Below are 24,864 nucleotides of genomic sequence, written 5' to 3' on the forward strand. Positions count from 1 at the left end.
CGATAGTTGCACCGCAGCGAAGCGTTTGACATCAAACTTGCTGATCCTTTAATTGAATGTTTGGGGAAGGTACACTAGGGCGTGCGTCCGCAGAATCGGGGATTGACTGGTAAGGGCATGAGCTGGCTCACGAATCTGCTGCGACCAGACGGTCAGGCCCGGCTTGCGCCCGAGACGAGCCCCGCCTTGTCCGGCCAAGCTCCCGCTACCGCCCAGGCATTCGACACCCCTGCCTCCGATGGTCCCCTAGGCGGTCCGGTCTGGCTCCCCTTGGTCGAACCCGATGCTGCCGGACGTTTTCTCAGCGGACTCGGCCTCGACCGGATTTTCTACGCCCCCGACCTGGTCGTGGTGACGGGCTGGTCCGCCGGTGCAGCCACGCTGGCGCTTGAGGGGCCAGTTGGCCCCATCGCGCCGGACGTGCGGGTGAACGTGCCGCGGCCCGACGTCAGCGCCGCCTATGCCTTCGCCGGGCCGGTCCACGGCTTCCTCCTCGCCTTCCGCGACCCGCCTGCGAGCGCCTGTCTCGTCGCCCGCGCCGGGGCGGAGCGGATGCGCCGGAGCGAGATCGCCCAGTTCCCGGCGGACCGGCTTGAGCCGGACCTCGGCCGCATCCTCGCCGAATATGCCGCCGCCCGCGGTCCGCTGTTCGATGCCCTGCGCAGCACCCCCGCCTATCTCGCCGCCGTGGCGCGGGCCGCCGCGCCCGCGTCGCGCCCCGGGGCACCGCTCGGGCACATGGACATCGTGAAGGCCGTGCCCGGGGCCGGCGGTTTGTGCATCGGCTGGAGTCTCGGGCAGGCCGACCTCCACCTCGTGGACGAGGCGGGCAACTGGCAGTCCCTCGCCTCCGCCATGCGCTGGAACCGCGGCGACATCTTCGACGGCTTCGCCGGCGATTACGGCGCAGCCTGCGCTGACGCCGGCTTTCTCCAGGCGCTGCCCACTCCGCTCGGGCCCGGCCACATGGTGCGCCTCCTCGCCCGTGACGGCGACGACCTGGTGCTGCTGCACGAGCGGGTGGTGGAGGCCGCGCCGCTCGATCCCGTGGGCTATGCCCGCTGGTCCTTCGGCCTGCCGGTGCCGGCGGAGCAGATGGTGGAGCGCTTCAGCCGCCATGACGGCGCGGTTCTGCGCACCCTCATCACCCGCGCCCACGAGCACGGCTCCCCCCCGCCCATGGTGCGCCGCGCCGGCCGGGTGCCGGCCGAGCCCGAGGTGTCGCTGCTGATCCCACTGTTCGGCCGCTACGACTTCGTCGAGCATCAGCTGCTGGAATTCGCCGACGACCCGTTCATCCGCGACCGCTGCGAGATCATCTACGTGGTGGACGATCCCGGCATCAGCGCGCCCGTGCTGGCGGCGCTGGACATGTGGTGGCAGCTCTACGGCGTGCCGATCACCGTGGTCTGGGGCGGGCGCAACCGCGGCTTCTCCGGCGCCAACAATCTCGGCCTCTCGCTGGCCCGCGGGCGGCAGGTGCTGTTCCTCAATTCGGATGTGGTGCCCATGGCGCCGGGCTGGCTGGAGGCGCTCAGCCGGCGGCTGGACGATCATCCCGAGTTCGGCCTGCTCGGCACCCGGCTGCTGTTTCCCTCCGGCGGCGTGCAGCACGACGGCATGACCTTCGAGTTCAACGGCACCTACGGCGTGTGGCTGAACCAGCACCCCGGCAAGGGCCTTCCGGCCGAGGACGCGATCCCCGGCACGGTGCGCGAGTGGCCCGCCGCCACCGGCGCCTGCCTCATCGCCGACCGGGCCGAGATCGCGGCCCTCGGCGGCTTCTCGGAGGCCTATCTCATCGGCGACTTCGAAGATTCCGATCTGTGCCTCAAGGTCGAGGCGTCCGGCCGCCGCGTCGGCGTCTGCCCGGACATCGCCTTGACCCATCTCGAGCGCCAGTCGTTCGGCATGCACGGCACCGGCGAGTTCCGCATGCGCGTGATGCTGTTCAACGCCTGGCTGCACCAGGAACGCTGGCGCGGCGCCATCGAGCGCCACGCGGCCTCCTGGGGCGAGGAGATGCCCGCATGATCGGGACGGTTCTCGTCATCGCCCACGGCCACCGCGACTTCAGCGCCGGCGGCGCCGAGGTGGCGGCGCACCAGCTGTTCACCACCCTGCGCGACCAGGGCATGACGCGGAAGGTGGCCCTCCTGGCCCGTCACGGCGGCACCGCGCCGAGCGGGCTCGTGACGGTGCTGCGGGAGGATGAATATCTCTGGCGCACCGGCATGTCCGACTGGTTCCGCTTCCGCTCGGCGGTGCGCGACAGCGTGACCGGGCCGTTCCGCAGCTTCCTCGCCCGGCTGAAGCCCGACATCGTCTTTGTGCACCACTACGCCCACATGGGGCTCGAGATGCTGCGGGAGATCCGCCGGACCTGCCCCTCCGCGCGCATCGTACTGACGCTCCACGAATTTCAGGCCATCTGCCACAACAACGGCCAGATGGTGAAGCGCGGCAGCCGCGAGCTGTGCTTCGAGGAGACGCTTCAGGCCTGCAACGCCTGCTTCCCCGAGCACAGCGAGGAAGATTTCTGGCTGCGCAAGCACTTCATCCAGCGCCATCTGGATGCGGTGGACCGCTTCGTCGCGCCCTCCGAATTCCTGCGCCAGCGTTACATCTCCTGGGGGCTCGCCCCGGAGAAGATCACGATGATCGAGAACGGCCAGCCGGCGGGTCCCCGCCTGCCGCCGCGCGCTCTGCCCGCGGACGGGCGGCGCAACCGCTTCGCCTATTTCGGACAGGTGACGCCGTTCAAGGGCGTGGACGTGCTCCTGACCGCGCTTACCGGGCTCACCCGCAAGCAGCGCAAGGAAATCCAGGTGGAGATCCACGGCGCCAATCTGGAGATCCAGGAGGAGGGCTTCCGCGGGCGCATCGAGGCGCTGCGGCGGCCCCTCATGGAAGAGGGCGTGCTGCACTGGCCGGGCGCGTACCACCGCGACGACCTGCAGCGCCGCATGGCCCGCATCGACTGGGTGGTGGTGCCCTCGGTGTGGTGGGAGAACTCCCCGGTGGTGATCCAGGAGGCGCTGCGCTTCGGGCGGCCCCTCCTGTGCTCCAACATCGGCGGAATGGCGGAGCATGTCCGCGACGGGCTCGACGGCCTCCATGTGGGCGTCGGCAACGCCGCCGACTGGGGCGAGACCCTGCTGACGGCCGGTGACCCCGAGCGCTGGGAGCGCCTCTACCGCTCCATGAAGGCTCCGGTGCCGCTGGAATCCGCCGCCCGGCAGTATCTGGATTGGGCCCAGGGCACCGTCGAGGGCATCCCCGACGTGCCGCGACGGCCGGCCGCACGGATCGCCGGCACGGTCTGAGGCGTTTGTTAGGTGGCTACTTTCATGTCGCGGGGCGCGGCGCTCATCGGGAATCGGTCATTTGAGTTCATTCATCGCGCCTGATCTCGCAATCATTGGACACGCCTGCCGGTTGCCCGGTGCCGACAGCGTGGATGCTCTGTGGCGCCTGCTGCGTGCCGGCCAGTCCTCGGTGGCCGACGCGCCCACCGGTCGCTGGCCCGTGGAGCGCGCCCTGCATCCGCGCCGCACCGAGCCCGGCTTCAGCTACACCTTTGCGGGCGGCTATCTCGACGACCCCTTCGCCTTCGATCCCGGCATGTTCGGCATCTCGCCGCGCGAGGTGCAGCAGATCGACCCGCAGCAGCGGCTGCTGCTGGAGGTGGTGTGGGAGGCGCTGGAAGACGCCGGCCTGCCGCCCTCTCGCACCGCGGGCCAGGAGATCGGCGTCTATGTGGGCGCCTCGAACGTCGACTATCAGACCGGCGCCTCGGGCGATCCTGCCGCTATCGAGAGCCATTTCATGACAGGGAATTCCCTGTCCATCGTCTCCAACCGCATCTCCTACATCTATGACTGGCGCGGGCCGAGCTTCACCGTGGATTCGGCCTGCTCGTCGTCCTTCGTCGCCCTGGCGCAGGCCGCGGCCGCGCTGAAGGCGGGCATGATCGACACCGCCGTGGTGGCGGGCGTGAACCTGCTGCTGTCGCCAGCGCCGTTCATCGGCTTCTCGCGCGCCTCCATGCTGTCGCCTACCGGGCGGTGCCGGCCGTTCTCTGCGGATGCCGACGGCTATGTGCGCTCGGAAGGCGCCATCGCCCTGGTGCTGCGCCGGGCCTCCGACGCCCGCGCCAGCGGCCAGCGCGCCCATGCCGAGATTGCCGCCGCCTCGGTCAATTCGGACGGCCGCACCTCGGGCATCTCGCTTCCATCCGCCGACGGGCAGAGCGCGCTGATGGCGGCCACCTATGGCGCCCTCGGCATCCGCACCGACGACCTTGCCTTCGTGGAGGCCCACGGCACGGGCACCCCGGTGGGCGACCCCATCGAGGCGCACGCCATCGGCACCGTCCTCGGCGCAGGCCGGTCCTCGCCGCTGCCGGTGGGCTCGGTGAAGTCCAACATCGGCCACCTCGAATGCGTCTCGGGCCTTGCCGGCCTCCTCAAGTCGGCGCTGGCCCTGCGCCACGGCGTGTTGCCGCGCACGCTCTATCTCGACGGCCTCAATCCCCATATCGACTTTGCCGCCCTCGGCCTCGCCCCGGCGCGCGAGGAGATGGCGGTGGACGCCGTGCGCACTCCCTTCGCCGGCATCTGCAACTACGGCTTCGGCGGCACCAACGCCCATGTGGTGCTGCGCACGCCCTCGCCGGCCCCGGCAGCCACCAGCGAGGCGCGTGTCCTCAGCCTCTCCGCCCGCTCGCAGGAGGCGCTGCGCGCCCTCTCCACGGCCTATGCCGGGCGCCTGCGCGTCGGCGATGCAGCGCCCGGCACCATCGCTGCCGCCGCCTGGCACCAGCGCGACGGTCTGGACCTGCGGCTGGCGCTTCCCGTCACCACGGCTGAGGACATGGCGCGGGCACTGGAGGGTTTCGCCGCCGGCGAGACGTCGGACGCCGCCCTCGCCACCGGCAAGGCCCATCTCCGGCCGGGCAAGACCGTGTTTGTCTACAGCGGCAACGGCGCCCAGTGGGTCGGCATGGGCCGCACCGCCATGGCCCGCAACGCCGCCTTCCGCGCGCGCTTCGAGGCCATCGACGCCATCTTCGCCCCCCTCGCCGGCTGGTCGCTGGCCGAGGCGCTCCAAGCGCCCGACCTCCCGACGCGGCTCGAACGCACATCGGTGGCGCAGCCGCTGATGTTCGCCATCCAGGCCGCCCTCACCTCCGCCCTGGCGGCGGAGGGCGTGAAGCCCGATCTGGTGCTGGGCCACAGCGTTGGCGAGGTGGCGGCGGCTTTGGCCAGCGGCGCGCTGGATCTGACGGACGCGATCCATCTCATCCATCACCGCAGCCTCAGGCAGGAGAGCGTCGCCGGTCAGGGCCGCATGGTGGCGCTGGCCGCCGGCGAGACGCAGGCGGAGGCCTTCGTGGACGGCCTCGGCGATCCGAGCCTCACCATCGCGGCCATCAATGGCCCCCATTCGGTGACGCTGAGCGGCTCGCTGGAGGCCATGGCCAAGGCGGAGAAGGCGGCGCGCCTGCAGCGCCTCGCCACCGTCGCTCTCGACATCGCTTATCCCTTCCATTCCCACCTGCTGGACCCGGCCGAGGCGGCCATCCGCGACGACCTGTCGGGCCTTGCGCCGCAGCCGACGCAGGCGACCTTCATCTCCACGGTGACGGGCGCCGCGCTGGAGGGTACCGCGCTCGATGCCGCCTATTGGTGGCGCAACATCCGCCTGCCGGTGCGTTTCGCCGATGCCATCGCCGCCGCGGCAGCGCTCGGCGGCACCCATTTCGTCGAGATCGGGGCGCGCCCCATCCTCGTCTCTGCCGCCAGCGACACGCTGCGCGCCGCGGGCGTGACCGCCGAGTGCATGGGAAGTCTCGTCGAGCGCGACGACCAGAGCCCGGGCGACCCGGTGCGCGCGGTGGTGGCACGGGCTGTGGCGCGCGGGCTCGTGCCCGACGCGGACATCGCCTTCGGGGCGCCGCCCTCCCCGCTCGACCTGCCTCACTATCCCTGGCAGCGCCAGCGCTATGTCCTGCCCAACACCAGCGAGGCCATCGAGCTCTACGGCCGGGTCTATGACGCGCCGGCGACCCATCCGCTGCTCGGCCTCAGGGTGAGCCAGGGCGTGCCGGAATGGCGCAGCTGGATCGACGCCGAGATCGTGCCCTATCTCGCCGACCACAAGGTGGGCGACGAGGCGGTGGTGCCCGGCGCCGCGCTGGCCGAAATGATGCTCTCCGTCGGCCGGGACGTGCTCGGCGACATTCCGCTGGAGCTGACGGACTTCGACATCCTGCGGCCCGTCGCCCTCGCCGAAGGGAGCATGCGGGAAGTCTCGACCCGGTTCGACGCCACCACGCGGACCTGCGAGATCTGGTCCCGCCTGCGCCTGGGCGGCGGCGCCTTCCTGCTGAACGCCACGGGCCGCCTCGCCCCGGCCGTGGGCACGCCCGTGCGCCAGCCCCTGCCCGATCCCGCCGTGGCGTGGCAGGTGGATGCCGACACCGTCTATGGCGCGGCCCGGCGCTGCGGCCTCAATTACGGACCCGCCTTCAGCCGCGTAAGCGGTGTGGAGCGCGACGACGACGGCGGCATTGCGCGCCTTGAGCCCCGCGCGGTGGCGCTCGGCGCCTTCGCCGATCTGCACACCCTGGACCCCACCGCCCTCGATGCCGGCCTGCACATGCTCTTCCTCGACGCCAAGAGCGTGGAGGGCGAGACGCGCACCCACCTGCCCGTGCGCATCGGCGTGCTGCGCCTTTGGCAGCCGAGCGTCGCGGTGGTGGAGACCATCCTGCGCCGCCGGCGCGAGAACCGCTTCACCGCCGTCGTCGACATCACCCTGCTTGCTGCCGACGGATCGGTGGTGGCGGAGGTGGCGGATCTGGTGCTGCGCGAGGTCGTGCTCGCCCGCCGCGACGACGACGCGCGCCGCTTCCGCCTCGACATCGAGCCAGCCCGGATCGCGCCCGCGACGCCGCCCGGCGCGGACGCCGCTGCCCTGGCGGGCGACGCCGCGCCCGGCGACGCACATCTCCTGCTGCGCGGCTTCGTGCGCTCGGCGCTGCACGAGTGCGCCGCGGCACTGGCCGATGCGGGCGAGATCGACCCCGCCCGCCTCGCCGCCACCGGCCGGATCGCGCCCGAAGCCGAGGCCCGCGTCGCCGGGCTGATCGAGCTGCTCACCGTCGCAAGCCTCGCCTCGCGCGAAGGCAGCGCATGGCGCCTGAGCGAGACGCGGCTGCCGGCATCGGCGGCCATCTTCCGCACCCTGGTGGACCGTTTCCCCTCGGCCATGGCCGAGATCCGCGCCGCCGCCCACCTCGCCGCCAGCCTGCCGGAGGCCTTCCGACGGGGCACGGACACCGCACTGCCGGCGGCCCTCGCCGACCTGTTCGAGGCGGACGCCTTCGCCTTCCGCGCGCCGCTCGGGACGCTGCGCCGGGCGGTGGAGGAGCGCATCGCCGCCTGCGCGCCCGTCGCGCCCCATGTGGTCGTGGCGGCGCCCACCGACGCGCTCGCCCAGATGCTGGCGCCGTTCGCCCGCAGTGGAAGGGCGCAGGTGACCCTCCCCGGCGCGGACGCCGCCGCCTGCGAGCGCCTCTCCCTGCTGCCCCAGGCGGAAGCCTTCGCCATCGCCAACCTGGCCGACGAAGACCGTGCGCTGCCCGCCGTGGATCTGGTCCTCGCCCTTGCCATCGACGACACGGCTCATGACGCGATCGAGCGTATCGCGCCCGGCGCGGCGGGGGCGCGCGTGGTGGTGGCTCATCCGCCGGCCGACGCCGCGCTGGCGCTGCTCCTCGCCACCGGCGGGCCGGCCGCGCCCACGGCGGCGGAGACCGAAGGCCTGCTGGAACGCCTCGGGGCCGGCGCCATCGCTCAGGTTCCGCTCGGCGATGGTTTCTCTAGCGCGGTCGCCGGCTCGCTCGCGCCAGCGCCGGAAACCGATCGGGCGCCAGTGTGGCTCGTCGGCGAAGCGACGCCGGATTTCGCCGCCGCCTTCCTTGCGGCCGAGCCCGGCACCCGCGCCGTTTCCGAGGCCGAGTTGCCACCCCGCGGTGGAGCGGCGACGCTGGTGTTGCCCATGGTGTTCGACCCGGCCCAGGCGCCGCGTCCGCAGGTGACGGCCGCTTTGCTCCAGCTCAAGGACGTGATCGCCCGGGTGCAGGACCGGCCGGACCTTCGGCTGTGGATCGTGACCGCCGGCGGGCGCCCCCAGCCCGGCGAAACGCTGGACCCCGCGGCCGTCGCCCTCTGCGCCTTCTGCCGCGTGGCCATGAACGAAAACCCAGGCCTCGACCTGCGCCTCGTGGATGTGGACGCCTTCGATGCCGCCGCGGCGGCGCGGGTGCGCCGGCTGGTGGATCATCCCGGCGCCGAGACCGAGCGCGTGTCCCGCCCCGACGGGGAATACGTGGTGCGCGTGCGCCGGGGCGTCGAGGCGGCACGCACGCCCGCCGGCGACGACGTGCGCACCCGCCTCGTGGTCGCCCAGCAGGGCGCGCTGGGCTCCATGGACTGGGTGGCCGAGCCGCGTATTGCACCGGGTGCCGGTGAGATCGAGATCGCGGTAGCTGCCACCGGCCTCAACTTCCGCGACGTGATGCTGGCCCTCGGCGCGCTGGACGACGACATTCTCGGCCCCGGCCTCACCGGCGCCTCCCTCGGCTTCGAATTGGCCGGCACGGTGACGCGGGTGGGCGAAGGGGTGAGCGGGCACGAGGTGGGCGACCGGGTGATGGGCTTTGCGCCCGACGCCTTCGCCTCCCACGTCACCGTTCCCGGCTGGTACGCCTTCCCGGTGCCCGATCAGGTGCCGCCGGAGGCCGCCGCCTCCATCCCGGTAGCGTTCGCCACCGCATGGTACGCGCTGGTGGAATGCGCCCGCCTGTCTTCCGGCGAGAGCGTGCTGATCCACGGCGCGGCCGGCGGCGTCGGCCTCGCGGCGGTTGCCATCGCCCTGTCCCGTGGCGCGCGGGTGATCGCCACCGCCGGCACCGCCGAGAAGGCGGCCCTGCTGCGCGGCCTGGGCGTGGATGCGGTCTACAATTCGCGCGACCTCGGCTTTGCCGGTGAGATCGCCCGCAGCCACGGCAAGGTGGATGTGGTGCTGAACTCCCTCGCGGGCGAAGCCATGGCGGCGAGCCTCAAGCTGGTGAAGCCGTTCGGCCGCTTCATCGAGCTCGGCAAGCGCGACTTCCTCGCCAACACCACCGTCGGCCTGCGCCCGTTCGCCCGCAATCTCAGCTATTTCGGTGTCGATCTCGACCAGCTGCTCGCCCACGATCCGGCGCGCGCCAAGGCGATGATGGGCGACATCGCCGCCGCCTTCGCCTCCGGCACGCTCCGCCCCATCCCCTACCGGGTGATGGCCGGCGAGAGCGTGGAGGAGGCCTTCCGCCAGATGCAGGCCGCCCGCCACGTGGGCAAGATCGTGGTGCGCCCGGCCGAGAGCGGCGCGGCGCGCCCCGCCGCCGCCTCCGGGCCCCTCGCAGGCGAGGGCCTGTGGCTGGTTGTGGGCGGCACCGGCGGTTTCGGCCTCGAAACCGCCCTCTGGCTCGCCGGCCAGACCCAAGGCACGGTCGCCGTCGCCTCCCGCAGCGGGGTGCGCGATCCGGCCGCCGCCAACCGCATCACCGCGGCCAGCGCGGCCGGGGCGCGCATCGTCGTGGAGGCGGTGGACGCGCGCGACGAGGCGGCCCTCGCCGCTCTTGTGGACCGGCTGGTGGCCGAACATGGAGCGCTGCGCGGCATCATCCACACCGCCATGGTGCTGGAGGACGGCGCCATTCCGAGCTTCACGCCGGAGGGGCTCGCCACGGTCCTGGCGCCGAAGATTGACGGCGTCGTCGCCCTCGACCGCATCACCCAAGCCCATCCCGTGGCGCATTTCGTCGTCTTTTCCTCCGCCTCGGCCATGATCGGCAGCCCGGGACAGGGCGCCTATGTGGCCGCCAACGGTTTCCTCGAGGGCGTGGTGCGCAACCGCCGCGCCCGCGGCTTGCCGGGGCTCGCCTTGGCGTGGGGGGCCATCTCGGATGCCGGCGTGCTGGCCAAGGACCAGGCACTCGGCCAGCGCCTCGCGCGGGCCACCGGCGTCGCCGGTATTGCCTCCGCCGAGGCGCTCGCCTTCCTCGGCCGGCGCATGGCCGAGGGCATGGCGGCGGATCCGGTGTGCGTCTATGCCCAGGTGAACCAGACCTCCATCGCCAGCCAGTTGCCGGTGCTGCAGACGCCGACCTTCCCCCGCCTGTTCTCCACCACTGGGGCGGGGGCGGCCGCGAGCGGCGACGATCTCATGGAGCAGCTGGCGGGGCGCGACGACGCCGAGGCACGGGACATCCTGCGCACCCTGCTCGCCGGCGAGATCGGCGCCATCCTGCGCCTGCCGGCCGATACGGTCTCGGGCGCCGCGGCGCTGTCGGATCTGGGCATGGATTCGTTGATGGCCCTGGAGCTGCGCCTCACGCTGGAGAAGAAGTTCGGCATCGAATTGCCGCTGCTCTCCATTGGCAGCGGCCGCACGCTGGACGATCTAGCCGCCGTCGCCCTCTCCAGCCTGCGCGGCGCCGAGAGCTCGGCGGAGCCTGCTGCCCCCCGCCCCGGCATCGTCATTCCGGACGCGGAAGCGGCCATGGCGGCGCAGCACGGCGTGGAGCTGGGCGACGCCGGCATCGGCACCCGCGTCGAGGCCATCGCCGAGGCCCGCAAGGCCGCACGGGCCGTGCCGTGAGCGCGGCCGGCGGTTTATCGGACGCCGAGCTCGCTTCGCTTATCGGCGAGATGCGCGAGGGGAACGCCGCGCCTGCTGCCGCCGCACCGCTCCGACCCGAGCTCTTGTCCTTCGAGACCCTGCCCCGCTTCGCCGAGCTGAAGACCCAGCAGGCGGCAGCACAGGTGCTTGGCCTCGAAAACCCCTATCACCGCATGCACGAGATGCGGGCGGGCGCCCGCGCGCGCATCGCCGGCCAGGAGGTGATCAACTTCGCCTCCTACGACTATCTCGGCCTCAACGGCGACCCCCGCATCACCCGCGCGGTGGCCGAGGCGGCGGAGCGTTGGGGCACCAGCGTGTCGGCGAGCCGCCTGTCGGCGGGTGAGCGGCCGGCCCACCGGGCGCTGGAGCAGGCCCTCGCGGCGGTCTACGGCGCGGAGGACGCCGTCGCCTTCGTCAGCGGCCACGCCACCGCCATCGCCGCTCTGCCCACCCTGATGGGGCCGAAGGACCTCATCATCACCGACGCATTCATGCACAACAGCGTAATGCTCGGCGCGCAATATTCCCCCTGCGCCCGCCGTGCCTTTCCGCACAACGATCTCGACGCGCTGGAGGCGATGCTGGCGCGCGACCGCTCCCGCTTCGAGCGGGTGCTCATCATCACCGAGGGCCTGTTCTCCATGGACGGCGACGGCCCCGACCTTTCCCGCCTCGTGGCGCTGAAGCAGCGGTTCGGCTGCTGGCTGATGGTGGACGATGCCCACGGCCTCGGCGTGCTCGGCGCCACCGGGCGCGGCATCGCCGAGCATGCGGGCGTCGATCCGCGCGCGGTGGACATCTGGTTCGGCACCTTGTCCAAGTCGCTGGTGAGCTGTGGCGGCTACATCTCCGGCCCGGCGGCCCTCGTCGCCTATCTCAAGGCGTTCGCGCCGGGCATGGTCTACAGCGTCGGCCTGCCCGTGCCGGTGGCCGAGGCCGCCCGCACCGCCCTCGCCCTGATGCTGGAAGAGCCGGAGCGCGTCGCGCGCCTTCAGGCTAACAGCCGCACCTTCCGCGACGGCGCCGTCGCCGCCGGGCTGGATGTGGGCCAGGCGTGGGGATCCGGCATCGTGCCGGTGATCGTCGGCGAGACCATCAAGACCGTGCTGCTAGCCCAGACCCTGCTAGCCCGGGGAATCAATGCTTTCCCCGTCCTGCCCCCCGGCGTGCCCGACCGCTCGGCCCGTCTGCGCTTCTTCCTGTCGGCGGCCCACACCCCCGCACAGATCGCGGAAGCGCTGGACGTGCTGACCGAGGAAGCGAAACGGATCGGGCTCATCGGCTGAGACTCAGCCGCGGGCCTTGCTCGCCGGCACGTGCGCGGCAACCGCCTCCAGCCATGCCTCGACCGCCCGGTCCCAGCCGAGCCGTGGCCGCTCGGCCAGCGCCGCCGCCCGCATGGCGGCCCGCGCGCCCTCGTCCTCCACCAGCCGCGCCGCCGCCGCGACGAAGCCCGCGACGTCGCCCGGCGCGAAGAGCAGTCCGGTCTCCCCGTCCCGCACCTGCCCCGGCAGGCCGCCAGCGCGGGGCCCGATCACCGGCAGGCCGCTCGCCAGCGCCTCATAGACCGCAAGGCTCGCATTCTCGCAGCGCGACTGGGTGGCGTAGAGCGCGCTGTTGGCGAACAGCGCCGGCATCTGGGGATGCGGCACGGCGCCGATTACGTGCACGGTCCCGACCCGCTCCGCCATGCGCCGCACCTCCGGCATCAGCGCGCCATCCCCGACGATGACCATGGCGAGGCTTGGTCCCAGCCGCGCCGCGAGGGCGGGCAGCGCCCTCCCCCAGGCGTCCCAGCCCTTGTCCGGGGTGAGCCGGCCGGCGACGAGCATCACCACCCGCCCCTCGAGCGACGGCAGGCCGCGGCCGGCCCAATAGCCGGACCGGCGCAGATCGGGGGTGAAGGCCGCCGTGTCGGCGCCGTTGAAGGGGCCGCACACGCCGTTGGCGAGGCCGAAGCGCTGAAGCCGGACAAGGCTCGCCGGGCTCGGCACCAGCGTCGCGTCGAAGCCGTTGTACAGCCGCGCGACGGCCCGCCAGCCGAGCGCCCGCACCGGCCCCAGCAGACCGGAGGGAAGGCCGCCGCCGGCCCCGGCATAGTCCATGAAATTGGTGTGGAAGAAAGCCAGCAGCGGGATGCCGTGGCGGCGCGCATAAGCGCGGGCGGGCACCCGGCGCAGGCCCAGCGCCAGCCGCTCCGGCTCGTCCACATGGATCACGTCGGGCCGGAAGGCGTCGAGCGCGCGCTCGATGGCGGCACGGGCGGCGGGCCGCACATTATGATCGCCCGCCGCTTCACCAAAGGGCGCACTGTCGAGGGCGACGAAGGTGACGCCCGCGGGCAGCGCCTCGGGCTCCGGCGGGCGCGCGGCACGCGGCGCCATCAGCAGCACCGCGTGTCCCGCGGCGGCAAGGCGGCGCACGCGGGCGGCGAGGCTCACGGTGACGCCGTCGAGCACCGGCAGATAACCCGAGGCAAGGATGGCGATGCGCATCCTCTCCCCTCAGGCCGTCAGGGCGGCCGTGCCCGCCGTCACCGGCCCATGGCTGCGATAGAGGGCGAGGACGTCCAGCACCATGTCGCGCTCGGTGCGGTCGTAGGCGGTGGTGCGGCTCATGCGGGCGGCAAGGCCCGGGTCGTCCACGAAGCGCCGCAGCACCGGCACCAGCGCTTCCGCATCGCCGCGGGGGAAGGCGAAGCCGTTGACGCCCTCCTCGACGAATTCGGTCATCCCCGGCACGTCGGCGACGATGACCGGCGTGTGGGTCGCGAGAGCCTTGAGCAGGGTGAGGGGCGCGTTCTCGAACCAGGTCGAGGGCAGGATCAGCACGTCGATGCCGGCCAGAAGATCCGCCATCTCGGCCTCGGAGAAGGTGCCGCGGAAGCGCACCGGCATGGGCGCCGCCACCGCACGCAGGTCGCGCGAATAGGCCGGGTCCTGCTGCTCGGAGCCCCACAAGTCGAGGGTGAACACATCCGGCGGCAGCCGCCGCAGGGCCTGGAGCATCAGATGCGGGCCCTTGTGATAGCTGATCTGCCCCATGAAGCCAAAGCGGACGGGTTGGGCCGGGGCCGGCGGCTTGGGCCGGCGATCGATGTCGATCCCGAAGGTGCTGCGCACCAGGGGCACCGTCGCGCCGTTGCGCTCGAACAGGTGCTGGAGGAAGGCACTGGGGGCGATGGCCGCCCGGCAGCGGGCCATGGCCGCGCGCAGGGCATCCGGCCGGTCGATGACCGCCCGCGCGTCCCGCCCCATGGCCCCCGGCAGAGCGAAGGCCACCCGGGCCGCAAGCGCGCCGGCAGCGTCGCGCAGCGCCGGTTGCGCCAGGGTCCCCCAGAAGAGACCGGACCGCTCCGTGCCGCGCATGCCGAGCCCGCAGGACAGGCAGTTGGCGCGCACGGCATCCGGCCCGCCGCACAGCCGCCCGTCCGTCGCCTGGAGGGTCGTGGTCAGGCACAGGTTAAAGAAGTCGGTCAGGGTGGCGAAGATCGGTATGCCGAGGCTGGCCGCCACCTCCGGCAGGACGGCAGTGAAATTGCTCAGATGGCAGATGTGCACCACGTCCGGCGCGATCTCGCGCAGGATGCGCGTGAGCAGCGGCGCGAGGGCGGGCATGTCGTAATCCTCCCGCGCCGAGCGCGCCGGCGCCCGGTTGCGGTCGATGCGCAGCACGGGGATGCCCTCGACGGTATAGCGCGCGATCTCCTCGCCCTGCGGCGGCTCGTCGGAGGCGCGGGCGGTCACCACAACCGGGTCATGGCCAAGGTTGCGCATCTGTCGCGCCAGCGTGAGCGTATAGGCTTCGGTGCCGTAGACATGCTCGGGATAGAAGGCATGGACGAAAAGCGCGACGCGCAAAGGCCGCGGGGGTGGAGGTCCGCCCGCGAGGGGGTCTTTACGCATCGGCTCGCAACTCATGCTCAAGGGTCTGCCTCACCGCTTAGCGTGTACGCCGCTACCAGCGCAACCCCAAACACAACCCCCTCCCCCGCTCAGGAAGCACACCCGGCGACGACTTGCTACTCCACCATTGGCGGAATGGACCCGCATCCGGTGGTTGCGCGCAGCCTTCGCATGGGCGAAACCGGAGCCGGGGGACCCACCGGGACCAGACTATGACGATCCTCGTTACCGGCGGCGCCGGCTATATCGGCAGTCACATGGTTCACGAGCTGGTGGACAGGGGCGAGGAGGTCGTCGTGCTCGACGATCTCTCCACCGGCCACCGCCATGCCGTGCCGGACGGCGTGGAGCTGGTGGTGGGCGACGTGGGCGACACCGAGCTGGTGGCCGGCGTGCTGCGCCGGCGCGGCATCGCGGAGATCGCCCATTTCGCGGCGCGCATCGTGGTGGTGGACTCCATGGCGCAGCCCCTCGACTACTACATGAACAACACGGTGCGCTCGCGCGCGCTGTTCGAGGCCGCGGTGGACTGCGGCGTGCAGCGGGTGATCTTCTCCTCCACCGCCGCGGTCTACGGCGAGGCGGGCACCGACCTCATTCCCGAGTCGGCCGACAAGCGCCCCATCACACCCTATGGGCGCTCCAAGCTCGCCACCGAATGGATGCTCGCCGACATCGCAGCCGCGCACGGCTTCTCCTACGCGATGCTGCGCTACTTCAACGTGGCGGGCGCCGAGCCCAAGGGCCGCATCGGCCAGTCCTCGGCCCGCGCCACCCATCTCATCAAGGTGGCGGCGGAGGCGGCGGCCGGAAAGCGCCCGGTGGTGGAGGTCTATGGCGAGGATTACCCGACGCCGGATGGCACCTGCATCCGCGATTATGTGCATGTCACCGATCTGGCCAACGCCCATCTCGCCGTGCTCGACGCGCTGCGCGCCGGCAGCGCGCCCCTTGTCTACAATTGCGGCTATGGCCGCGGCTTCTCGGTGCGCGAGGTGCTGGACGTGGTGCGCAAGGTCTCGGGCGTCGACTTTCCGGTCGTCCCGAAGCCTCGCCGGCCCGGCGACCCGCCCTGCCTCGTCGCCGATTCCCGCCGCATCCAGGCCGAGCTCGGCTGGCGGCCGCAGTTCGACGATCTGGAGATGATCGTGCGCTCCGCCCTCGCGTGGGAGGCGGAGCTCGCCCGGCGCGCCGGGTCTGCGGGCTCTGGCGGTATGGCAGCCGGCGGCCGCCTCGCATAAGCTGGCGGATCAGGCCCGCCCGCGGCGGGCGCAGCGCAGAGCGGCTTCTGTCATGTTCGACGCGGTCATCATCGGGGGCGGCCCCGCCGGATCGTCCTGCGCCCTGTGGCTGAAGATGCTCGGCTTCCGCCCGTGCCTCGTCGAGCGGCGGCAGGCGCTGGGCGGGCTGCAGAACGACAATCCCTATCCCAACGCCTGGATCGCCCCGGTCCGCGACAAGACGGGGCTCGAGATCGCCGCCGACATCGACCGCCACCTGAAGGAGCACGACATCGTCTGCCGCCTCGGCGAGGCGGTGAGCGAGCTGGAGGTGGTGAAGGGCGGCTTCCGCGTCACCACGACGGGCGGCGAAATCATCCTCGGGCGGACCTGCGTGCTCGCCACCGGCGTGCGGCCGGTGAAGGGCGGCTTTACCGATTCCGACACGGTCATCATCGGCCCCGGCCAGACCCTGTTCAACGCCGGCTTCGAGGGCCGCTCCGTCGCCATCCTCGGGGGCGGCGACAATGCGTTCGAGAACTACATCTTCGTGCGCAAGCGCGGCGCCGGCCGCATCACCCTGTTCGCCCGCACCATCCGCGCACGCCGCGAGTTCCTGGAGAAGGTGCCGCCGGCGGACGTGCGCATCGGCCCCTATGCGGTCGACCCGGCGGAGCCGAGCGTGGACGGCGCGCGCTTCGACCGCATTCTCGTCCTGTACGGCTGGGAGCCCTATCTGCCCTACGCGCGGCATCTCAACTTGAGGCGGGATCCGCGCGGCTTCGTGGAGACCAGCGTCGATTGCGAGACCGCCATCCCCGGCCTCTATGCCATTGGCGAGATCGCCCAGCGCATGCATCCGTGCTGCGTCACCTCCATGGCCGACGGCGTGGTGGCGGCCAAGGCCATCCAGCGCACCCTGGAGCAGGACGCGGTGGCCCGCTTCGCCGAGCGGGTGCGCCGCGCGGCGGCTCCGGAGCCTGCGGCGCGCCGGGAGCCCTTCCCGAGGACGCGTTGAGCGCGCTCAGGCGCGCGGCGCCGGCCGGGTGCCGCTGGGGCGCAACCGATGGTATCCGCAGACCGGTCACAGTGAGCGCCCGCGTTGCGGGGCGCCCGCCTGAGGGCCTGTTGCGCTAAGGCCTTGGCCCGCCGCGTTTGCCGGGGCAAGATTACAGCGGTCAGGGATCGCAGGGGGGCAACGATGGGTGCCGCACAAGCGAGCGGGGACAACCCGCTGCAGGGTGAAGTCGGACGCAGGGTTGTGCACGGCAGGATAGTGTTATTTCTCATCCTCGCGCTCGGCGTGCTGGCCGGTCCCGTATCGGCCGCGGCGCAAACGCTGGACCGGCTGGCGCAGGGCGAGGCCTTCCGCATCGGCTATCGCCATTTCGCCCCGCCCTATTCCTATGCGGCCGGCAACGGCCAGGCGGCGGGCTATATCGTCGACCTGTGCCGCGAGGTGGCCGACGCGCTGAAGCGCTCGCAGAAGCTGCCCAACCTCAAGGTGGAGTTCGTGAAGGTGACGGCGGAGGACCGCTTCGAGGCGGTCCGCGACGGACGGATCGACATTCTGTGCGAGCCCACCTCCATGACCATGTCGCGCAGGTCGCTGGTGGACTTCTCGCTGCCCACCTTCGTGGACGGGGCCGGAGTGGTCACCCGCGGACCGGCGGTGAAGGGGCTGGAGGAACTGCGCGACAAGAAGGTGGGCGTGCTCAAGGGCACCACCACCGAGGAGACGCTGCGCGCCACTCTCGGACAGATGGGCATCGCCGCCACCATCGTCTCGGTGAACGACCACCCCGAGGGGCTCAAGCATCTCGCCGACGGCAAGCTGGACGCCTATTTCGGCGACCGGGGCATTCTGAGCTACCTCATCGCCAACGCGCCGTTCGGCAATCGGCTGACCCTGTCGGACCAGTATTTCACCTTCGAGACCTACGCCCTCGCTTTGCCAAGGGGCGACCAGACGTTCCGCCTGCTGGTGGACACCACCCTCGCCGACCTCTACCGCACCGACCGCATCCGCGACATCTATGCGCGCAGCTTCGGCAAGTTTCCCCCCGACCAGTTCCTCAACGCGCTCTTCGTCATCAACGGCGTGCCCAAATAGGGCCCGTTTCCCCACAGGCATATTTGTTGCACCCTCATCCCGGGGGCGACGACCCGCACCCGGTCCTGTTGCGCAGCGGAGCCAGCCATGGCCTACACCCATCGCATCGGCGCGAAATCCTTCGTGTTTTCGGACCTGAAGGAGGTGATGGCGAAGGCGACGCCGCCGCGTTCTGGCGACATGCTGGCCGGCATCGCCGCCGCGACCGCGGAAGAATGCGTCGCCGCCCGCATGTGCCTCGCCGAGGTGCCGCTGAAAGCCTTCCTCAGCGAGCCGCTGGTGCCCTACGAGGGCGACGAGGTGACCCGCCTCATCCTCGACACCCATGATGCCGCGGCGTTCGCCCCGGTCTCTGCCATGACGGTGGGCGATTTCCGCGACCACCTGCTCTCCCCGCAGGCAACGCCGGAAGCTCTCGCCCGCCTCCCGCCGGGCCTGACCCCGGAGATGGCGGCGGCGGTGTCGAAGATCATGCGCAACCAGGACCTCATCCTGGCGGCCAGGAAATGCCGGGTGGTCACGCGGTTCCGCAACACCATCGGCTTGCCCGGCACCATGGCGGTGCGGCTCCAGCCCAACCATCCCACGGACGATGCGGCGGGCATTTCAGCCGCCATCCTCGACGGCCTGCTCTATGGCTGCGGCGACGCGGTCATCGGCATCAACCCGGCGTCCGACAGCGTGCCGGTGATCGACCGACTGCTGAAGCTGATGGACGAAGTCATCAGCCGCTTCGAGATCCCCACCCAGAGCTGCGTGCTGACCCACGTCACCACCTCCATCGCCCTGATGGAGCGCGGCGCGCCGGTGGATCTGGTGTTCCAGTCCATCGCCGGCACCGAGGGAGCCAACCGCTCCTTCGGCGTCGACCTGAACGTGCTCGCCGAGGGGGCCGACGCCGCCCGAGCGCTGAAGCGCGGCACCGTGGGGCAGAACGCCATGTATTTCGAGACCGGCCAGGGCTCGGCCCTCTCCGCCGGCGCCCATCACGGGGTCGACCAGCAGACGCTGGAAGCGCGCGCCTACGGCGTCGCCCGCGCCTTCCATCCGCTGCTGGTGAACACGGTGGTGGGCTTCATCGGCCCGGAATATCTCTATGACGGCAAGCAGATCATCCGCGCCGGGCTGGAGGATCATTTCTGCGGCAAGCTGCTCGGCGTGCCGCTGGGCGTGGACGTCTGCTACACCAACCATGCCGAGGCCGATCAGGACGACATGGACACGCTGCTGACGCTCCTCGGCGCGGCGGGCGTCACCTACATCATGGGCATTCCCGGCGCCGACGACGTGATGCTGAACTATCAGTCCACGTCCTTCCACGACGCGCTCTACATCCGCGAGGTGCTGGGCCTGAAGCGGGCGCCCGAGTTCGAGGCGTGGCTGGAGAAGATGGCCATCACCGGCGACGACGGGCGGCTGCTGCCAGCCGACGGGCGCCATCCGCTCCTCGGCTATGTGGCGGAGCGCGCCGCATGATCGAACGCGACCCGTGGCTGAAATTCGCCCGGTACACGCCCGCGCGCATCGCGCTCGGCCGCACCGGCGCGAGCCTGCCGACCCAGGAGGTGCTGCGCTTCTCCCTCGCCCACGCCCAGGCGCGCGACGCGGTGCACACGCCGTTCGATGCCGATGGGGTGGAAGCCCAGCTGAAGGCACTGGGGTTTGAGACCCTGCAGGTGGCGAGCGCCGCCACCGCGCGGGATGTCTATCTGCGCCGGCCCGACCTCGGCCGATGCCTGTCGCAGGAGAGCAGCGCCGCCCTCGATGCCGCCGCGGGTGAACCGGCGGACCTCGCCATCGTGGTGGCCGACGGTCTGTCTTCCGCCGCCGTCCATGCCCATGCCGCCCTCTTCCTCGCCGCGCTGAAACCCTGGATCGCGGAACAAGGGTGGACGCTGGCGCCGGTCGCAGTGGCCTCCCAGGCCCGCGTGGCGCTGGGCGACGAAGTGGGGGAGCGTCTGAAAGCCCGCGCCTGCGTTCTGCTGGTGGGCGAGCGGCCCGGCCTCTCCTCCCCCGACAGCCTCGGGCTCTACCTCACCTTCGCGCCCAGGGTCGGCCGCTCGGACGCCGAGCGCAACTGCATCTCCAACGTGCGCCCGCAGGGTCTTGCCTACGATTTGGCCGCATTCAAGCTCGCCTGGCACATCCGGGAGGCGTTCGCCCGCCGTCTGACGGGCGTGGATCTGAAGGACGAGAGCGACCTCCTGCTGGAGTCCGGGCTTCCGCCGCTGCGCCTTGGCCATGGTTGAGGAGCTGCCACGGTTCGCGATCCTGGCGTGGCAACAAAGTTGCCTGTCAGTCAAGCGCGCCGGCCGCAGGCGGGCGCGAGCACGGAGGGCTGGGTACCATGGCCGAAGGCAGCAAATCCGGCGTCACCTACACCACGGTGGACGTCTCCTATTTCGAGCAGCGCGCCCTGAAGCGGCACGCACGGGTGTGGTCGCTGTGGGCGCTCGGCGTCGGCGCGGTCATCTCCGGCCATTTCTCCGGCTGGAATCTCGGCATCGCCTCGGGCGGATGGGGCGGCATGTTCATCGCCGCGGTCATCATCGCCATCATGTATCTCGGCCTCACCTTCTCCATCGCCGAGATGTCGCCGGCGCTGCCGCACACCGGGGCCGCCTATTCCTTCGCCCGCACCACCATGGGGCCGTGGGGCGGCTTCGTCACCGGCCTGTGCGAGAATGTGGAATACGTTATCACCCCGGCGGTGGTGGTGTCCTTCATCGGCTCCTACATGGGCTCCATCTTCGGGACCCCGCCGGCATTCCAGCCGGTGTACTGGATCTTCGGCTACATCGTCTTCGTCGGCCTCAACATCGCCGGCGTGGAGCTCTCCTTCCGCGTGACGCTGGTGGTGACGCTCGCCGCCCTCGCCTGCCTCGTCGCCTTCTGGGTGAGCGCTATTCCGGTGGCGAACTTCTCGCGCTGGGCGCTCAACATCGGCGTCGGGCCGGACGGGACGGCCGTGGAGCTGCCCAACGGTGGCGGCCCCTTCCTGCCGTTCGGCATCGGCGGCGCCCTGGCGGCCCTGCCCTTCGCGGTCTGGCTGTTCCTCGCCATCGAGCAGCTGCCGCTGGCGGCGGAGGAATCGGTTGATCCGAAGACCGACATGCCGCGCGGCATCATGCTGGGCATGGCGACGCTCATCGTCTCCGCCTTCATGATCCTGTGGCTGAACGCCTCGGTGGCCAACGGCTCGTTCGGCCTCTCCACCTCGCTGGAGCCGCTGCTGGACGGCTTCAAGGCCATCTATGGCGACGGCCTCGCCAAGCTTCTGGCGCTGGTGGCGGTGATCGGGCTGATCGCCTCCTTCCACACCATCATCTATGCTCAGGGCCGGCAGATCTATTCCCTGTCGCGGGCGGGCTACTTCCCGCGTGGCCTCTCGGTGACCCATGGCGGCCGCAAGACGCCCCACGTCGCCATGGTGGCCGGCGCGGTGGTGGGTCTCGTCATCATGCTCGCCATCTGGTTCGCGCTGGGGGCGGAAGCCGGCGCCGCGGTCATCGGCGGCACGCTGCTCAACATGGCGGTGTTCGGCGCCATGCTGTCCTACATCATGCAGGCGATTTCCTTCATCCTCATGCGCAGGAACATGCCGCACATCGAGCGGCCCTATGTGAGCCCGTTCGGCATACCGGGAGCGGTGGCGACCATCGTGATCGCCCTCGTCACCATCTATTTCCAGCTGTCCGACCCGATCTACCGCAACGGCGTGATCGGCGTCGCCATCTGGTTCGCGGCAGGCATCGCCTATTTCGCCGCGTTCGGCCGCCACCGGCTGGTGCTCTCCCCCGAGGAGGAGTTCGCCCTCTCCAAGGGCACCGCCGAGTACAAGAGCTACTGAGACGATCCCGCAAGGTGAAGGCCCGCCGCCGGTCAGTCCTGGCGGCGGGCCTTTCCATCACACCGGCTGGACGGAGACCACGCGGAAGGTGTGCATCTCGTCGTCCTCATGGACCGAAACATACTCGCCCACCTCGAACCGCTCGTCGCCGAAGCGGTAGCCGGCCTCGTCGTCATCCGCCCCCTTGATGTCGTAGCGAAACGCCCAGCTCCCGCCGGGACGGCGCACCAGATGGCCCACCTCGTCGGCCTCGTCCGGGCGAAACTTCACCACCCGGCAGCTGTCCTTGTGCTTGGCCCATTCCGCCGCGTTGATGCGGCCGGCTGAATCCAGCGGCGCGACGAAGCTATAGCCCACATCGCGGGCGCCTTCCGGGTGCCCCTTCTCCCGGGCCAGTTCCATGCGGATCTGACGGAAGCCGTGCGGCAACTGGGACATGTTGTTTTCCTCCCCGGCCAAGCGGGCTTGTGCATCGCGGCCCTGCGCCATCACGATGCGTTGACAATGGACGGCTTCGCGCCCTTCCCGCCCCAGCGCGCAAAGGCTCTGCTTGCACCGGACGACAAGAGCGCGAAAATGAGCGCCGGCCCCTGAAGAGGGCGACGCAGGGAATGTGATTTTCCCCGATCCGCGACGCAAGGCATTTGACCTCGCGCAACGCCAAAGACCCACATCGGTGTGATGTTAAATCCATAGGATGCGGCAGGACGCTTGCGCCAACCGCGCATCGCCAACGGGAGAAACCGCCATGAACGATTCCGTCATGCTTCAGGGCCTTGCGCGTGCCCTCACCCCCGGCACGCCGCCCATGGCCTGGCCGCTGACCATGTGGAAAACCCTGTTCTTCGACTGCCCGGTGGCGGTGACCGCCCACATGCAGCAGTTCGTCGGCCGGCAGGTGCAGGAGCAGGTGCAGATCCTGGGCGATCTCGCCCGCGAGCCGAACCCCTCAGCCCTCATGACCCGCGAGGCCGCGTTCCTGCAGCAGTCCGCCCTCGCCTGGAGCAGCGAGTTGCTGGAAGTGGCCGAGCTGGTGCAGAGCCGCATGCTGAGCGCCACCCAGCTCGACACGCCCCGGGACGAGCCCCAGCCCCCGTTCGCCCGCGCCGCCTGAGCGTCAGAGGGCTTCGGGTCGGAGCCCGCCCGTCGCCGAACGCCGCGCTCAGTGACCCGTGCCGCGCCCGGCCGCAAGCGCCGCGGCGCGAAGGCCCGAAAGGGTCGAGGACGGAGTGATGGCGTCGGGGTCGATGAGCAGCTCCAGCAAGGCGGGCTTGCGTTCGGCGGCGGCGAAGGCCCGCGCCCGTGCGAAGGCGGCGGCGAAGGCGGCCGTCTCCTCCACCCTTTCGCCGAACGCTCCATAGGCGCGGGCGAGAGCGGGAAAGTCCGGATTCTCCAGCGACGTGGCGAACACCCGGCCGGGATATTCGCGCTCCTGGTGCATGCGGATGGAGCCGTAGATCCCGTTGTTCACCACGACGATCACCACGCCGGCGCGATGCTGGCAGGCGGTGGCGAGCTCCGGCAGCGCCATCTGGAAGCAGCCATCGCCGGCGAAGCAGATCACCTCCCGCTCGGGATGGATGAGCTTCGCCGCAATGGCCGCCGGCAGGCCGTAGCCCATGGCGCCGGAGGTCGGCGCCAGCTGGGTACGGAAGCCGCCGTAGCGGTGGAATTTGTGGACCCAGATGGCGTAGTTGCCGGCGCCGTTGGCGATGATCGCGTCCTTTGGCAGGCTCGCGCGCAGCTCGACCATCACCGCTCCGAGGTCGAGGCGGCCCGGCATGGACCCCGGGACCTGATCGGCGAGGTAGTCGGCGCGGGCGGTCTTCACCTCGGTGCTCCAGCCGGGGGCCGTCCCGGTCGGCCGCAGGGTCGCCGCCGCAGCCGCGAACTCCCGCACGCCCGCGTTGATGGCGAGATCGGCCTGATAGACCCGGCCCAGCTCCTGCGCGTCGGCATGAACGTGCACCAGCCGCTGCGCAGGCCGGGGCAGGTCAAAGAGGGTGTATCCGCCCGTGGTGGTCTCGCCGAGCCGGCCGCCCACGGCGATCACGAGGTCGGCGGCGCGGATGCGGGCGGCGAGCTTCGCGCTGGGGCCGAGCCCGGCGTGGCCCACATAATTGGGATGGTGGTTGTCGAGAATGTCCTGGCGGCGGAAGCCGGCGGCCACCGGCAGGTCGAAGGCCTCCACGAAGGCCTGGAAGTCGTCACAGGCCGCCCGATCCCATCCGCCCCCGCCGACGATGACCATGGGCCGTGCGCTCGCCTCGATCATCGCGGCAAGCCGGGCGAGGTCGGCAACGCCGGGGTGGGCCGCCACGCGGCTGTAGGGGCCGGCATCCGCCACCGCCGCCGCGGCGCCCAGAACATCCTCCGGCAGCGCGAGCACCACGGGGCCCGGCCGTCCCGCCACCGCCAGGTGGAAGGCGCGGGAGATCAGCTCGGGGATGCGCTCGGGCCGGTCCACCTCCGCCACCCATTTGGCCATGCCGCCGAACATGGCGGGATAGTCCACCTCCTGCCATGCATCGCGGCCGCGCGTTCCGGAGTCCACCTGCCCGACCAGCAGCACAAGGGGGGTCGAATCCTGCGACGCGGTATGGACGCCGATTGCCGCGTGGCTTGCGCCCGGCCCGCGGGTGACGAAGCACACCCCCGGCCGTCCGGTGAGCTTGCCATAGGCTTCGGCCATGTTGGCCGCCGCCGATTCATGGCGGGTGATGATGGTGCGGATGACATCCGCCGCCCCGGCCAGAGCATCGAGGGCCGGCAGGAAGCTCTCGCCCGGCAGGCAGAACACGGTATCGACGCCGTGGATCTTCAGGGCGTCCACCAGGATCTCGCCGCCGGAGCGGACTTTCACGGGGTGCTGCATGCTATGGCCCGGATGCGCGGAGGAAGAGGCCGGCCGGTGCCGGCGCCCCTTCTTAGCCGAAAATGCGCTCTGACTTGAAATGGCCCGGCCGCCGCACGGACGCGTCAGGGAGAGGCTGCGTCCTCTCGCCCCGCCGCACCGATTTGCCGGAGCGCGTGCGG

General features: G+C 71.1%; 15 protein-coding genes. 11 read left to right on the forward strand and 4 right to left on the reverse strand.

The features are described 5' to 3' along the window. Window positions 1–270: 270 nt before the first annotated feature. The 4 genes from ABLE93_RS08550 (at window position 271) to ABLE93_RS08565 (ending at window position 12,026) form a co-directional block, all read left to right on the forward strand. A complete protein-coding gene (locus ABLE93_RS08550) occupies window positions 271–2,034 on the forward strand; it encodes a glycosyltransferase family 2 protein (protein ID WP_348839269.1) in 1,764 nt (587 codons plus the stop codon). Next, window positions 2,031–3,326, forward strand: coding sequence for a glycosyltransferase family 4 protein (locus tag ABLE93_RS08555; protein WP_348839270.1), 1,296 nt, complete (start codon window positions 2,031–2,033; stop codon window positions 3,324–3,326). The genes ABLE93_RS08550 and ABLE93_RS08555 overlap by 4 nt, the downstream gene beginning before the upstream one ends. A 61-nt stretch (window positions 3,327–3,387) precedes the next feature. Then, on the forward strand, window positions 3,388–10,716 hold the full coding sequence (locus ABLE93_RS08560; RefSeq protein ID WP_348839272.1) for an SDR family NAD(P)-dependent oxidoreductase: 7,329 nt from the start codon (window positions 3,388–3,390) through the stop codon (window positions 10,714–10,716). Beyond that, window positions 10,713–12,026 (forward strand): aminotransferase class I/II-fold pyridoxal phosphate-dependent enzyme, encoded by a 1,314-nt coding sequence (locus ABLE93_RS08565; protein ID WP_348839274.1) that lies wholly within the window; start codon window positions 10,713–10,715, stop codon window positions 12,024–12,026. The genes ABLE93_RS08560 and ABLE93_RS08565 overlap by 4 nt, the downstream gene beginning before the upstream one ends. Before the next feature lie 3 nt (window positions 12,027–12,029). Here ABLE93_RS08565 and ABLE93_RS08570 read toward each other — a convergent pair whose 3' ends face one another. Both ABLE93_RS08570 and ABLE93_RS08575 read right to left on the reverse strand, forming a co-directional pair. Beyond that, entirely contained in the window at window positions 12,030–13,235 is a 1,206-nt protein-coding gene (locus ABLE93_RS08570; RefSeq protein ID WP_348839275.1) for a glycosyltransferase, read from the reverse strand. Between the two features lie 9 nt (window positions 13,236–13,244). Continuing rightward, window positions 13,245–14,645: a glycosyltransferase gene (locus ABLE93_RS08575; RefSeq protein WP_348839277.1), complete on the reverse strand. Its 1,401-nt coding sequence runs from the start codon at window positions 14,643–14,645 to the stop codon at window positions 13,245–13,247. A 212-nt stretch (window positions 14,646–14,857) separates the two neighbouring features. Between ABLE93_RS08575 and galE the strand changes: the two genes are divergently transcribed. From galE to ABLE93_RS08605, 6 genes are all read left to right on the forward strand, one after another. Next, window positions 14,858–15,886, forward strand: a complete 1,029-nt coding sequence (gene galE, locus ABLE93_RS08580) for a UDP-glucose 4-epimerase GalE (protein WP_348839278.1) — start codon at window positions 14,858–14,860, stop codon at window positions 15,884–15,886. A 52-nt stretch (window positions 15,887–15,938) separates the two neighbouring features. Continuing rightward, window positions 15,939–16,883: an NAD(P)/FAD-dependent oxidoreductase gene (locus ABLE93_RS08585; RefSeq protein WP_348839279.1), complete on the forward strand. Its 945-nt coding sequence runs from the start codon at window positions 15,939–15,941 to the stop codon at window positions 16,881–16,883. 258 nt (window positions 16,884–17,141) lie between these two features. Further along, window positions 17,142–17,978: an amino acid ABC transporter substrate-binding protein gene (locus ABLE93_RS08590; RefSeq protein WP_348839280.1), complete on the forward strand. Its 837-nt coding sequence runs from the start codon at window positions 17,142–17,144 to the stop codon at window positions 17,976–17,978. Window positions 17,979–18,065: 87 nt separating this feature from the next. Then, window positions 18,066–19,454, forward strand: a complete 1,389-nt coding sequence (locus ABLE93_RS08595; protein WP_348839281.1) for an ethanolamine ammonia-lyase subunit EutB — start codon at window positions 18,066–18,068, stop codon at window positions 19,452–19,454. Next, on the forward strand, window positions 19,451–20,227 hold the full coding sequence (gene eutC / locus ABLE93_RS08600) for an ethanolamine ammonia-lyase subunit EutC (protein ID WP_348839282.1): 777 nt from the start codon (window positions 19,451–19,453) through the stop codon (window positions 20,225–20,227). The genes ABLE93_RS08595 and eutC overlap by 4 nt, the downstream gene beginning before the upstream one ends. A 98-nt stretch (window positions 20,228–20,325) precedes the next feature. Beyond that, complete coding sequence (locus ABLE93_RS08605) at window positions 20,326–21,828, forward strand: amino acid permease (protein ID WP_348839283.1); 1,503 nt, start codon at window positions 20,326–20,328, stop codon at window positions 21,826–21,828. A 57-nt stretch (window positions 21,829–21,885) separates the two neighbouring features. Here the strand turns inward: ABLE93_RS08605 and ABLE93_RS08610 are convergent, their stop codons facing one another. Next, the gene (locus ABLE93_RS08610; RefSeq protein ID WP_348839284.1) at window positions 21,886–22,266 is read right to left on the reverse strand and encodes a hypothetical protein; all 381 of its coding nucleotides are present in this window, start codon (window positions 22,264–22,266) and stop codon (window positions 21,886–21,888) included. 310 nt (window positions 22,267–22,576) lie between these two features. On the opposite strand from ABLE93_RS08610, the gene ABLE93_RS08615 reads away from it, so the two are divergent. Then, entirely contained in the window at window positions 22,577–22,942 is a 366-nt protein-coding gene (locus ABLE93_RS08615) for a hypothetical protein (protein ID WP_348839286.1), read from the forward strand. A 48-nt stretch (window positions 22,943–22,990) separates the two neighbouring features. Here the strand turns inward: ABLE93_RS08615 and ABLE93_RS08620 are convergent, their stop codons facing one another. Beyond that, on the reverse strand, window positions 22,991–24,703 hold the full coding sequence (locus ABLE93_RS08620; protein ID WP_348839287.1) for a thiamine pyrophosphate-binding protein: 1,713 nt from the start codon (window positions 24,701–24,703) through the stop codon (window positions 22,991–22,993). Window positions 24,704–24,864: the final 161 nt, after the last annotated feature.

The organism is Xanthobacter pollutisoli (assembly GCF_040044995.1).
In the GTDB taxonomy this organism is placed as follows: Bacteria; Pseudomonadota; Alphaproteobacteria; order Rhizobiales; family Xanthobacteraceae; genus Xanthobacter.

What these genes read in the sequence shown, in the direction of transcription:
- ABLE93_RS08575 (WP_348839277.1), bottom strand. Translation starts at nt 14,645, where the DNA reads ATGCGTAAAGACCCCCTCGCGGGCGGACCTCCACCCCCGCGGCCTTTG.
- ABLE93_RS08570 (WP_348839275.1), bottom strand. Translation starts at nt 13,235, where the DNA reads ATGCGCATCGCCATCCTTGCCTCGGGTTATCTGCCGGTGCTCGACGGC.
- ABLE93_RS08605 (WP_348839283.1), top strand. Translation starts at nt 20,326, where the DNA reads ATGGCCGAAGGCAGCAAATCCGGCGTCACCTACACCACGGTGGACGTC.
- ABLE93_RS08610 (WP_348839284.1), bottom strand. Translation starts at nt 22,266, where the DNA reads ATGTCCCAGTTGCCGCACGGCTTCCGTCAGATCCGCATGGAACTGGCC.
- galE (WP_348839278.1), top strand. Translation starts at nt 14,858, where the DNA reads ATGACGATCCTCGTTACCGGCGGCGCCGGCTATATCGGCAGTCACATG.
- ABLE93_RS08620 (WP_348839287.1), bottom strand. Translation starts at nt 24,703, where the DNA reads ATGCAGCACCCCGTGAAAGTCCGCTCCGGCGGCGAGATCCTGGTGGAC.
- ABLE93_RS08615 (WP_348839286.1), top strand. Translation starts at nt 22,577, where the DNA reads ATGAACGATTCCGTCATGCTTCAGGGCCTTGCGCGTGCCCTCACCCCC.
- ABLE93_RS08585 (WP_348839279.1), top strand. Translation starts at nt 15,939, where the DNA reads ATGTTCGACGCGGTCATCATCGGGGGCGGCCCCGCCGGATCGTCCTGC.
- eutC (WP_348839282.1), top strand. Translation starts at nt 19,451, where the DNA reads ATGATCGAACGCGACCCGTGGCTGAAATTCGCCCGGTACACGCCCGCG.
- ABLE93_RS08555 (WP_348839270.1), top strand. Translation starts at nt 2,031, where the DNA reads ATGATCGGGACGGTTCTCGTCATCGCCCACGGCCACCGCGACTTCAGC.
- ABLE93_RS08595 (WP_348839281.1), top strand. Translation starts at nt 18,066, where the DNA reads ATGGCCTACACCCATCGCATCGGCGCGAAATCCTTCGTGTTTTCGGAC.